Source organism: Paracoccus benzoatiresistens, from assembly GCF_026913015.1.
GTDB lineage: Bacteria > Pseudomonadota > Alphaproteobacteria > Rhodobacterales > Rhodobacteraceae > Paracoccus > Paracoccus benzoatiresistens.
This window is the reverse complement of the sequence record NZ_JAPTYD010000086.1, coordinates 1-10,520: the sequence shown is the minus strand read 5'-3', so window position 1 is coordinate 10,520 and position 10,520 is coordinate 1. Positions and strand designations below refer to the sequence as shown.

At 62.4% G+C, this 10,520-nt stretch carries 14 protein-coding genes and 1 pseudogene; 14 read left to right on the top strand and 1 reads right to left on the bottom strand.

Translation table 11 applies throughout. The features are described 5' to 3' along the window. The first annotated feature begins 576 nt into the window (after positions 1 to 576). The 3 genes and pseudogenes from OU682_RS22375 (at position 577) to OU682_RS22365 (ending at position 2,295) form a co-directional block, all read left to right on the top strand. Positions 577 to 699 carry a hypothetical protein gene (locus OU682_RS22375; protein WP_268944411.1) on the top strand — a complete coding sequence of 41 codons (123 nt, stop codon included), beginning with the start codon at positions 577 to 579 and terminating at the stop codon, positions 697 to 699. 366 nt (positions 700 to 1,065) lie between these two features. Then, positions 1,066 to 1,242: pseudogene (locus OU682_RS22370) on the top strand (transposase); the annotation flags it as partial. 927 nt (positions 1,243 to 2,169) lie between these two features. Continuing rightward, the gene (locus OU682_RS22365; protein WP_268944410.1) at positions 2,170 to 2,295 is read left to right on the top strand and encodes a hypothetical protein; all 126 of its coding nucleotides are present in this window, start codon (positions 2,170 to 2,172) and stop codon (positions 2,293 to 2,295) included. Position 2,296: 1 nt separating this feature from the next. On the opposite strand, the gene OU682_RS22360 is transcribed toward OU682_RS22365, so the two are convergent. Then, the gene (locus OU682_RS22360) at positions 2,297 to 2,503 is read right to left on the bottom strand and encodes an MBL fold metallo-hydrolase (RefSeq protein ID WP_268944409.1); all 207 of its coding nucleotides are present in this window, start codon (positions 2,501 to 2,503) and stop codon (positions 2,297 to 2,299) included. Positions 2,504 to 2,665: 162 nt separating this feature from the next. Between OU682_RS22360 and OU682_RS22355 the strand changes: the two genes are divergently transcribed. The 11 genes from OU682_RS22355 (at position 2,666) to OU682_RS22305 (ending at position 10,479) form a co-directional block, all read left to right on the top strand. Continuing rightward, entirely contained in the window at positions 2,666 to 3,127 is a 462-nt protein-coding gene (locus OU682_RS22355) for a DUF2280 domain-containing protein (protein WP_268944408.1), read from the top strand. Positions 3,128 to 3,149: 22 nt separating this feature from the next. Continuing rightward, positions 3,150 to 4,496, top strand: a complete 1,347-nt coding sequence (locus tag OU682_RS22350; protein ID WP_268944407.1) for a PBSX family phage terminase large subunit — start codon at positions 3,150 to 3,152, stop codon at positions 4,494 to 4,496. Further along, positions 4,493 to 5,818, top strand: a complete 1,326-nt coding sequence (locus OU682_RS22345) for an anti-CBASS protein Acb1 family protein (protein WP_268944406.1) — start codon at positions 4,493 to 4,495, stop codon at positions 5,816 to 5,818. Before OU682_RS22350 ends, OU682_RS22345 begins: the two co-directional genes overlap by 4 nt. A gap of 2 nt (positions 5,819 to 5,820) precedes the next feature. Next, positions 5,821 to 6,915 (top strand): hypothetical protein, encoded by a 1,095-nt coding sequence (locus OU682_RS22340; protein WP_268944405.1) that lies wholly within the window; start codon positions 5,821 to 5,823, stop codon positions 6,913 to 6,915. A gap of 1 nt (position 6,916) precedes the next feature. Beyond that, positions 6,917 to 7,369 carry a hypothetical protein gene (locus tag OU682_RS22335; RefSeq protein ID WP_268944404.1) on the top strand — a complete coding sequence of 151 codons (453 nt, stop codon included), beginning with the start codon at positions 6,917 to 6,919 and terminating at the stop codon, positions 7,367 to 7,369. 11 nt (positions 7,370 to 7,380) lie between these two features. Continuing rightward, positions 7,381 to 8,418: a major capsid protein gene (locus OU682_RS22330; RefSeq protein WP_268944403.1), complete on the top strand. Its 1,038-nt coding sequence runs from the start codon at positions 7,381 to 7,383 to the stop codon at positions 8,416 to 8,418. A 12-nt stretch (positions 8,419 to 8,430) separates the two neighbouring features. After that, positions 8,431 to 8,613, top strand: a complete 183-nt coding sequence (locus tag OU682_RS22325) for a hypothetical protein (protein WP_268944402.1) — start codon at positions 8,431 to 8,433, stop codon at positions 8,611 to 8,613. Positions 8,614 to 8,668: 55 nt separating this feature from the next. Then, positions 8,669 to 9,085, top strand: coding sequence for a hypothetical protein (locus OU682_RS22320; RefSeq protein WP_268944401.1), 417 nt, complete (start codon positions 8,669 to 8,671; stop codon positions 9,083 to 9,085). 33 nt (positions 9,086 to 9,118) lie between these two features. Beyond that, positions 9,119 to 9,478, top strand: coding sequence for a hypothetical protein (locus tag OU682_RS22315; protein WP_268944400.1), 360 nt, complete (start codon positions 9,119 to 9,121; stop codon positions 9,476 to 9,478). Between the two features lie 2 nt (positions 9,479 to 9,480). Then, on the top strand, positions 9,481 to 9,657 hold the full coding sequence (locus tag OU682_RS22310) for a hypothetical protein (RefSeq protein ID WP_268944399.1): 177 nt from the start codon (positions 9,481 to 9,483) through the stop codon (positions 9,655 to 9,657). Positions 9,658 to 9,720: 63 nt separating this feature from the next. After that, positions 9,721 to 10,479 (top strand): hypothetical protein, encoded by a 759-nt coding sequence (locus tag OU682_RS22305; protein ID WP_268944398.1) that lies wholly within the window; start codon positions 9,721 to 9,723, stop codon positions 10,477 to 10,479. Positions 10,480 to 10,520 lie beyond the last annotated feature (41 nt).

Here is a 10,520-nt window from a genome sequence, read left to right as displayed (position 1 = left end):
TGTCGTCTCGTCTCATCCGCCGAACATGTCACATTCGACCACAGGAAGGAATCTTCTGTTAGGCGGTGAACACTAGATGAATGGACGTTGACGCCCCCACAAAATACTTGCTAAGTTGCCAGCAGACGAATTGCGCCCGGATGGTCCTCACGCCATCCGGGCGCTTCGCATTTCGGATGGTCAGGACGCGTTCCGGACCAAGCTCGGGCTTTCGTTGATCTGTGCCTGGTGTTTCAGTCGTGCCAGAAAATCACGGTATTTAAGATTGTGAGAGTAGGCGCCAAGAGCTGACATCATCAGCTCCCAGTCCTCGGATGAGACAAACAGACAAAGATCGTTCTTAGCTTCTGGCCGGTACAAGAAATCACCTAGTGAGATTAATGGTTCTAGCTTTGGCGCCAATGGGCGTCATGAAACCAACAACTTGACCGATAGTTCATTCTGGCTGTGGCCGCGAACCGGCATACCAAGGGGAAGCTGCCGCGCCTCGACCACGCAATGCCGCAGGCCTGAGGGCGCTGCGGACCGGCAGCCGAGCGGGTGGGAAGCCCGCACCAACCTTCCTGGATCTCCGACATGCCCCTCATCGCTTTCGGTGCCCATCCCAGTGGCTGGATGATTGGCACCACGATCACAGGCGACGCCCATGGCGAATATCGCTGGTGGCACTTCGGCCTGTTGGCGTTCTGCTGGGCATGACAATTCAAGTCGCCGCTGAAATGCGGCAGGGCGCGCAGGCCCGGCGCACAGTCGTCACTCCTGCGAAGTCGTGGCGCGCCGCTGCGCAACCCTACTCCCATCCGCCCGAGCTGCGTTGCTTCGCTCGCGGGCGGTGGAGGGCGTGGCCCGCGGCTTCCTCCCGCGCGTGGCCCCCTCTGAAATTCACTCACGAGGACAATATGGCTGACCGCGCCAAGAGCGGCCGAAAGGCCTATCCGAAGTTCAGTCTGCAGATGGCTGCACAAATATGCCGATTGAAATCCTCTTGGGCAGCGTTCTTGGCACTTTCTGAACTGGCCCCCATTTCAACCGGACACTTTGGCATACCCATGGAGGCTTAGGCATATGCCTAAGCACGTGCTTATGTCAGAGATTGAAGTCATCACCGATGGGGGCCGTCGGCGCCGCTGGACTGCCGCCGAGAAGCTGCGGATCGTCGAGGAGACACTGGATGGGCAGGCCAATATCTCGGTCGTGGCGCGGCGCAATGGCGTAGCGCCAAACCTGTTGTATCGTTGGCGGGATTACAACACCAACCACCCGCACTCAGGGCTGAAGATGCGCTCGGCCCGCGAGTTCATTGCAGCTCAAACCGCAACAGCCTGAGTGTCCGGTGAAATGGGGGCAAGACCACTTACGTTGGCGCGAGAGCAGGGGCACCCGGGATTCAATCAAGGCGCGAAAGGTTACAGTTTTGTATCATGAGAAGAAATGTCCGTTTGTTAACGACTGTGATTCTCACGGGCGCTGCACGGGCGTAGCCTTTTTTTTGCCGGCCCCCGCGAGTCCCGTAAACATGCCGAATAAGGCCCTTCTCTTTTAAACCCGTTAATGAGCGACTGACGGAAGCGCGAGCCGATGGCGTGTATTCCAAGCTCAGAGCGGCAATGACATCCCGCGATGTCATAACGTCTTTGCAGCCTATTTTGTCTTCGAGAGCCGGCAAAATAGCCAGGATTTTACGCTGCTGCTGACTAAGATTGCGGACCATAATTCTCCTATCGGTTGTGCATTCCCTGCTTGGCCTTCTGCAACCAATAGCACAAGTTATCGTCCCCGACCTAGAGCGGCGCCGGCCTGCATCTGTGCGCCGCAGCACGCCGCAGAACTGCGGACATGGGCGCCAGATGAACGGGTGTTGACGTGCACCTCCAAAACTTGCTAAGTTGCAGGAAGAGGAATAGCGCCCGGAGAAATCCGAGGCGCTTTTTGCATGTCTGGGAGGCAGCCATGTAGCGACCGAGCCGAATGAATGGCAGAGGGACCGCCAAAGTGACCCGCCTAAGCCGCTGAGCGACTAAGACAGCGCCGAGTAAAGGCCGCGCCTCGGGCGGCCCATGAATACCAGGGGGAAGCTGCTGCGCCCCGACCGCGCACAGGCCTGCCCAATGCAGGCCCCGGCAGCCGAGCAGGTGGAAGGCCTGCACCAACCATTCCCGGATCCCCAACATGCTCCCGCACATCGCTTTCGGTGCCCATCCCAGCGGCTGGATAATCGGCGCCACCATGACCCGCGACGCCCATGGCGAATACCGCTGGTGGCACTTCGGCCCGTTCTGCTTCTGCTGGGCGTGAGTTAGAAGCTTGGCGGATCGGCTTTGCGCATCTCTACGTGGACGTCGTCATGCGCCAAGCCCTTCGCGCGCGGATGCGACGCGATCAATGTGGATCGCACAATTGCTGCCATCGCGCCTAATCCCTTTTCCAGGTAATCATCAATCATCCCGTTGTAGATTTCCTGCCCATCCGATCCGCGCACAGCGCGATAATGATATTTGGTCACAGCGCTTCCTTTCACTGCTGAACCCGACTGAGACTATGCCTGAGAAGTGCATATCAATCACTGGAATTCCAATCCGCCTGCACCACGAACTGCTGGCGGGGTGGGCGCGGCGCCGGCTTCCTCCCGTGCGTGGCCCCCTCCGAAATTCACGAGGCCTCGAAAATGGCAGGCGCCAAGCTCAACAACGAGGTGAGAACCTTCATCGTGCAGGCCCTCGCCTGCTTCGACGGTCCGTCCGCCGTGGTGAAGGCTGTCGAAGACGAGTTCAGGATCACAATCGCCCGGCAATCCGTCGAGGCCTACGACCCCACCAAACGCGCCGGCCGCGACTTGGCTACGAAGTGGCGCACGATCTTCGAGGAAACCCGTACCGCCTTCCTGGAGGACACCAGCAAGATCGGGATCAGCCACCGCGCTGTGCGCCTGCGGGCCCTGCAGCGCATGGCCGAGAAGGCCGAGACGCAAGGCAACATGGTCCTGGCATCGTCCCTGCTGGAGCAGGCCGCAAAGGAAATGGGCGGCGCGTTCACCAACCGGCGCGAGGTGACAGGGAAGGAAGGCGGGGCTTTGGAGGTGAAGACCCTTGCCGACTTCTATGCAGACCTTCCAAGGCCCGACGCTTAATCCATCCCTGCGGTCTTTCTGGATGACCCCGGCGCGCAACCGGGTGCTGTATGGGGGCCGGGCATCCTCGAAATCATGGGATGCGGCCGGGTGGGCCGTGTTCCTCGCCGGCCAGTGCCGGATCCGCGTGCTGTGCGCCCGGCAGTTCCAGAACAAGATCGCGGAGTCGGTCTATACGCTGCTGAAGATCCAGATCGAGCGGTTCGGGCTGCAGGCGCAGTTCACGATCACCGACAACTCGATCAAGCACAACCTGACGGGCAGTGAGTTCCTGTTCTACGGACTATGGCGGCACATTGACGAAATCAAGTCGCTGGAGGGTATCGACATCCTCTGGCTGGAGGAGGCCCATAACCTCACGACCGAGCAGTGGGAGATCCTGGAGCCCACGATCCGGAAGGAAGGCTCGCAGGTCTGGATTTTGTTCAACCCTCGCCTGGTGACGGACTTTGTCTGGCGCCGGTTCGTGGTCAACACGCCGCCCGACACGATCAAGCGGCACATCAACTACAACGAAAACCCGTTCCTCTCCGCGACCATGCTGCGGATCATCGTGGCGAAACAGGACGAGGACGCCGAGGAGTTCGGCCACATCTACCTGGGCCAGCCGCGCGAGGATGACGATGCCGTCGTCATCAAGCGGTCGTGGATCATGGCCGCGCTGGACTCCTGCAAGCGCCTCAGCATCGCCAAGGGTCCGGGCCGCCGCATCGGCTTCGACGTGGCCGACAGCGGCAACGACAAGAACGCCCAGGTGCTGATGGAAGGCATCGAGGCGGCCTTTGTCGAGGAATGGAAAGGCAAGGAAGACGAGCTGCTGAAGTCGGCGGGTCGTGTCCACAAGAAGGCGCGCGAGACGGGCGCCGAGATCGACTATGACAGCATCGGTGTGGGAGCCTTCGCCGGGGCGCATTTTCAGGACCTCAATGCCGAGTTCGGGGTCAGCATCGCCTATCATCGCTTCAATGCGAGTGATGGCATCGTCAATCCCGACGAGAAGGTCGATGCGCAGGATCCGAAGTCGCCGACCAACGGCGACTACTACGCCAACCTGAAGGCACAGACCTGGTGGGATGTAGCCCGCCGCTTCCGCAACACCTTCAACGCGGTCGAGCGGAAGATGCACTACGAGCCGCACGACCTGATTTCGATCAGCCCAAACTGCGACCACCTCGACCGGCTGATTGACGAGCTGGCCACACCCCGCCGCGACTTCGACAACGCGGGCCGGGTGAAGGTCGAGAGCAAGAAAGACCTGAGCAAGCGCGACATCGCGTCGCCGAACCTGGCCGACGCCTTCGTGATGGCGAATGCGCCGCGGGAAACCGCGCCGCAGGTCGCCATGATCCTGAGAAAGCACCGCAGATGACTCCCCTCGCCATGATCATGAACGCGGCGCGCCGCCTTGAGACGCTGTTCCCCGGCTACTTCCCGGAGACGAAGCATCAGCACGCCAAGGACTTTGGCTGGCCAGATGATGTGCGGTCCGAGGATGCGCTGCGGATGTATCACCGCCACAGCATCGCTCGGGCCGGGGTCAACAAGACCATCCTGAAGACTTGGCAGGATTTCCCCGCACTGTGGGAAACCGAGAAGGCCGGCAACACCAAGGCCGAGCAAGAGATCCTGCAGCACTTCCGAAAGATCGGGCTTTGGCGCGCGTTGGCCGAGGCAGACCGCCGCGCCATTGTCGGCGGCTATGCTGCGGTCATCCTACGGCTTGCGGACAGCAAGGGCTTTGACCAGCCGGTCGGAACCGTGCCAGGCGGTCTTTCCGGCTTCGCCGAGGCTGTGCTGGTTTGGCGCAACCAGCTCGAAGTGAGCGAATGGATCACTGACGCAGCCAGCGAGCTTTACGGCCAACCCAAGACCTTCACCTTCAACGAGGCGGCGATTGGCGGCACCGCAGGCCGGTCGTTCCAGGTGCATGCCGACCGGGTGTTGATCTGGTCAGCTGACGGCACCGTGGCGGCCCGGTCTGACCTTGAGCCTGGCTATAACGACCTCCTGGACATGGAGAAGGTGAAGGGCGCCGGCGGTGAGGGCTTCTGGAAGAACGCCAAGTCGTCACCGGTTCTTGAGGTCGACAAGGAGGCCAAGATCGCGGAGATGGCGCGGGCCATGGGGGTGCCTGAGGACGAAGTCGCCGACGCGATGAACGACCAGGTCGAGGAATGGCAGAAGGGCTTTGACAAGCTGCTGATGTTGCAGGGGATGCAGGCCAAGACGCTGAGCGTCAACCTGCCGAGCCCCGAGCACTTTCACGGCATCCCGTTGCTGTCCTTCGCCGCCTCTCTCGGTATCCCGGCGAAGATCCTGATCGGGTCGCAGACTGGCGAGCGCGCCTCGACCGAGGACTCGGACGAATGGGACAGGACCTGCAATGCGCGGCGCGAGAGCATTGCCAAGCCCCGCATCAAGGCCTTGGCTGATCGCCTGGTGCGCTTCCGGGTGCTGCCTGAGCGTGACTGGTTTGTCGGCTGGTCTGACCTGACCGAAGCCAGCCCTGGCGAGAAGATCGACCGGGCCGTCAAGATGGCCAACATCAACCAGACGCAGCGGGACGAACCAGCCTTCACCGCTACCGAAATCCGCGAGCAGGCTGGTTTCGACGGAAAGGCGCCTGCGCCCTACTACGACGAGACGGACTTCCAAGACCCGTCTGTCGATCCCGACAAGAAGGACGAATAGCCATGGCGCAAGTGCGCGTGAACGTCCGCAGCATCGCCAACGCGGCTGCGGTCAAGGAAGTCGTGCGTAACGGGCGCACCCTGAAGATCGTCCCGAGCGCGACCCTGCCTGATGACGTGGTGATGAACGGGATACTCTATCCGGCGACTGAGATCGAAGCGTCGTTCGCCAGCCTGGAGCGCACCCCTGCACCTCTTGGTCATCCAACCGTCAATGGCAAGTTCGTCTCGGCCACCGATCCCGAAGGCATCAACATCGGCTATATCGGGGCTTGGAACGAGAACGTGCGCCGCGAGGGCGGCCGCGTTCTGCTCGACAAGGTGATCGACGTTGAAGTCGCGAACCGGTCGGAGGGCGGCAAGGCGGTGCTGTCGGCGATCGAGGCTGGCGGCCCGATCCACACCTCGACCGGCCTTCTGGCCAACATCGAGAACACCAAGGGCGAGGGCTACGAGCGCATCGCCCGCGGCATCGTCTTCGACCACGACGCCATCCTCTTGAATGAGGACGGCGCGGCCACGCCCGATCAGGGCGTCGGCATGCTGGTGAATGGCCAGCAGGTGGAAGTAATCAACTCGGCCGTCGAATGGGCCGACCGTGATCTGACATGGGCAGCAGAGAGCGCCCTGGGCGCACTGGAACGGCGCGAGCGTGCCGGGCTGGTGGACGCCTTCAAGTCTCTCATTGTCGAGGCGTTTTCCGGCCTGCGGAAGCCTCAAATCGAAAAGGAGCCTGCTGTGGCAGACGACAAGACGCTGGCCGAGCTTTCCGCCAAGGTGAACGGCCTTGAGGAAACTGTGAAGGCCATCCCCACGACCATCGCCAACGCGGTGGCCGAGGCCCTCAAGCCCGTGACCGAGGCGCACGCGGCGCAGATCGCCAACCAGAAGGCCAAGGACGAGGCCGAGAAGGCGGTTCTGGTCAACAAGGTGGTGACCGCGAACCTGCTGACCGAGGCGGTGGCCAACAGCCTGACCCTGGACGCGCTGCGCGAGCTGGCGCCGAAGGGCGAGCCGGGCAAGGCCGCTGCGCTGAACGGCGCGACCGGTGGCGGCAACGGCGACAAGCCCACCTTCAAGCTTCCGGAGGGCAAATAAGATGCCTCGCTTCAACAAGATCTACGCGGGTCCGGCGACCCAGCCGACTCCTCAGGTGCAGGAAGCCAAGGCCGCAGCCGCTACGCTGCCTGGCTTGGCCGTGACCCTGAACGGCTCGGGCCAGTTCGCCATCGCTGGCGCATCCTCGAACGCCAAGTTGTTCGTCGCCCAAGACAACTACCTCGCGCTGAAGGGCGTGGACGTCGCTTGGGATGCTGGTGACACCATGATCGGCATGGAGATGCTGGACGAGCAGTTCTTCAACGTCCGCGTTCCGACCGGTCAGAACATCACCAAGGGCGCTGCGTTGACCATCAACGCGACCGGCCGATTTGTCCTAGCTGCCACCGGCAACCGCATCGTCGCGACGGCCGAGGAAACCTTCAACAACACCACTGGCAGTGATCAGCTTGTTCGCGTCCGCGCGGCCAAGGGTCATCTGGCCGCTGCTTAAGGGAGCGCAAGGTGCGTTACTTTGACAATCAGCTCGTGACCGAACATCCGCGCCAGCACGGCGCTTGGTGGTCCGAGGTCTGCAACAGCCGCGAATGGTTCCACCGCACCGAGGACACGCTTGCCGAAGTGCGGAACGCGGCTGCGGTCCTGCCTCGCGATGCGTGGCTGGAACTGGACACCATCACGCGAGGCATCATGCGCGCTGATGAGGGTTCGGCCTGGATGAACGACCTGATGCCGCTGGCCAAGCCGGTGAACATCGGGAAGCTGGTCCACATGACCCGCGTCGTCGGTGATGCCGGTGTGGTTGTCCGCAGCATGTCGGGCCAAGTGCCGGTGCCGATCGACAAGGTCGGCTACGATTACCGAGGGACCATCGTGCCCATCTTCTCCTCGGGCTATGGCCGCGAGTGGCGCGAGTGGAACACGCTGCAGTCGGAAAACTTCGACGCGCTGTCGGACGACCAGGAAGCCATCACGCGCAAGCTGGGGCGCGACCAGGCACTCTATGTCCTGAATGGCGACGCGAACATCCAGTTCCAGGGCTATCAGGCCTACGGGATCAAGACCTCGCCGCTGTCGAAGACGATCAACATCGGCGCCGCCGGGGCCAACATCAACCTGACCACGGCGACCTCCGACCAGGTTGAAGCATTCATCAATGGCGCTTTCGGGGCCATGCTGGATGCCAACCTGATCGTCGGCGGCGTGAACCTGTATGTCTCGCCAGAGATCGCCCGCAACTTGGACAAGCCCTATTCGGGCTCGACCGGGTTCAAGACCGGATCGTTGCGGGATGCTCTGCTGGCGAACCGCCGCATCAACAAGATCGAGGTTTCGTTCGAACTGAGCGGGAACGAGTTCTTCGGCTTCGTGCCGTCGAGCGAGTTCATCCGCCCGCTGGTTGGTATGGCCGTCAATACGACTGCGATGGCCCGCCAGAACCCGACCGACAACTATCAGTTCCTGGTCATGGGCGCGCTTGGCATCGAAATCCGTGCGGACATCAACGGCCGCTCTGGCGTGTTCTACAGCACCAACGTCTAAGGAGGATCCGCTGTGAAAATCCGCATTACCGCGGGCGGCATCTATGGTGCTGACGGGGAAATCCCTGTCGGCACCGAGTTGACCGTCAAGGAAGAGCCGAAGGCCTGGGCCGGGCGCTACGAGGTTCTAGTCGAGGACACGAAGGGCAAGGAGCCGGTCACCGGCCAGAAACCCTCCGACGCCTCGAAGAACTGACCTTCGGTGCAGGGCTGCCCCGGCGGCCCTCATCCCAAGTTCAGCGGAGGCGACCATGCTTAGTTACACCGCCCTGGCCGTCACCCAGGCCGAGGCCGCAGCCTATACCGGCGCGGCCGGGGTCGCGGTTGCGCTGCAGGAAACCGACCTGATGCGCGGCCAGCGGTATCTTGCGGCCCGGTTCAACAGCCGGTGGCGCGATCCCTTCGCGGCCGACGCCGTGCCCGAGGAGGTCAAGCTGGCCATCATCGAGGCGGCGATCGTGGAAGCCAGGACGCCGGGCATTCTGTCCCCAAAGTCCACGCCGGCCACCGACAAGGTGCTGACCGGGGCCAAGGGCCTTACCTGGGAGCGCATTGGCGACGCGAGCGCGCCTGACGCCTATGTGCCGCGCATCGCTGCTGTTGAGGGGCTGCTGGCCTTGCTGACCCGGCCAGAAGTCACGAGCCTGTTTCTGCGGGCCATCGGCTAACCCGGCTTTTCTCACATTTCGGGGGGGGGATTCATGGCAGAGGACTGGAACGCCATCGCGGCTGAGGTCGCGGGTGCCTTGGGTGACGTGGGCCACACCGCTGCGCTTCTGCGGCCCGGCGGGCGTGATCCGGACAGCCCGGAATATGACCCAATGTTCCTGCCTGATCAGGAAATCTCGGTGAAGCTTTTGGGCGACACAATGGTCCTCGGCCTGATCAACGGCAGCACGATCCTAGCAGGCGACCGGCGCGAGATGATGGCGGCCGAGGGCACCACCCCCACGCCAGCCGACAGGCTGCGAATTGACGGCACCGAGTACGCAATCGTCCGGGCCGAGCCTTACGCGCCAAGCGGGGTTGTCCTATACTTCGACCTCATCTTGAGGGCGTGACAATGACAGACGAAGACCATGTAAGCGCAATCCAGACTGCTGTGTTTAAGCTGAATACGGCGATCGAGGCGGCTGCCAAGGACGGGATGCTTTGCGAACTGATGGTATTTCACAACCATACTGATGCACGGTCGATCGCGACAGCTGTGGTCTTAGCAAAGCCTTACAAGCCGCTCTGATCCTGCCAATTAAATCTGAACAAGGCCCCGCTTCGGCGGGGTTTTTCTTTATGAGGGCCTGACATGGCACGCTTGCCCGTAGACGCGCAGGACGCGCTAGACCGGCTGGAACCGGCCCTGCGCGATGCCTTTCTGCAGGCCATCGACCAGATCACCAACGCCGTCCGGCTGCAGCAGCTCGAGGTTCTGATCCGGGCGGGCGACATTGAGGGCGCGGTCGAGGCCCTGCGGCTTGAGCAAGGGTTCTTCGGCCCGCTCTACGAGGCGCAGCGCGACACCTTCATGACCGGCGGGCCGCTGACCGTGTCAGGGCTGCGCATCCGCGACCCCTACGATGGCAGCAAGTTCGTGTTCAGCTTCAACGGCCGCCACGACCGGGCCGAACAGTGGATCCGGGAACAAAGCTCGCGCCTGATCACCGAAGTGATCGAGGACCAGAAGGAACAGGCCCGCATCGTCATTAGGGAGGCCGCCGAGGTCGGCGAGCATCCCCGCGACACCGCCCGCGCGATCGTCGGCAAGGTCGACACGGCAACCGGCAAGCGCGGCGGCGGGATCCTCGGCCTCGATCGAGCCCGCCGCGGCGTGTTCGCCAAGGTCATGGGCGGCATGACAACCCCCGAGGGCGTGCGCGACCTGGTGACAGTGCCGCGCGATGGCTCGGCGCCTTATGTGACGCTGACCAGCGTGAACGAAGCCACCAAGCAGCGGATCCTGCGCGCCTATCACGCCGGCACCGCAGTCAGCGCCGCCGACCAGGCGATCAGCCGCAAGCAGCTTAAAAATAGGAGGTGTCCGCATATCGTGTTGGTAGTTTCGTGAAAGTGCAGACGGACTAAGATTACCTCGCATTTCCAGCGAGG